Source organism: Ensifer soli (genome assembly GCF_041928815.1).
In the GTDB taxonomy this organism is placed as follows: Bacteria; Pseudomonadota; Alphaproteobacteria; order Rhizobiales; family Rhizobiaceae; genus JBHFEI01.
The window spans coordinates 1-638 of sequence record NZ_JBHFEI010000066.1; the positions used below are offsets into that span (position 1 = coordinate 1).

Below are 638 nucleotides of genomic sequence, written 5' to 3' on the forward strand. Positions count from 1 at the left end.
GGTCATATCGCGTTGCCAAGCCGCGCATCTGTTTGATGCGATTGAAGAACCGCTCCACGAGATTGCGCTGGCGGTAGACCCGGCGGCTGAAGCTGAATGTCTGCTTTCGATTGGTCTTTGCCGGGATGTTCGCCCAGCATTGGCGTTGCCTGGCAAAGTCACGAATTGCATCGGTGTCGTATGCCTTGTCGGCAAGGATCGTCGCGCCGGGCTGCAGGTCACTCAGCAGCTTTTCAGCCATCGGCGCATCGGCGGCTTGGCCGGCGGTGAGTTCCAGCCGAACCGGTCTGCCATCCGCATCGACAAGAGCATGGATCTTTGTCGTCAGGCCGCCGCGAGAACGTCCCATGCAAGGATCAGAAGAGCCCCCTTTTTAGCGTTGGCACCATGCTGGTGAACGCGAACGCAAGAACTGTCGATCATCACGATGTCTCCATCGTAACGCTTTGAAACAGCGTCCAGAAGACGATCCCAGACACCTGCCTTGCGCCAGCGGGAGAACCGATTGTAGAGCGTCGTGCGCGGACCATAACGCTCCGGCACATCACGCCATGACGAACCCGTTCTGAAACGCCACAGGATGCCGTTGATCACCCGGCGGTCGTCGACACGTTCAACCCCGCCGCTCTTGTTCGGCA

General features: G+C 59.2%; 1 pseudogene. It reads right to left on the minus strand.

Going from position 1 to position 638, the window contains the following annotated elements:
- A pseudogene (locus ACEVQ6_RS23670) lies at positions 1–638 on the minus strand (IS5 family transposase); the annotation flags it as partial.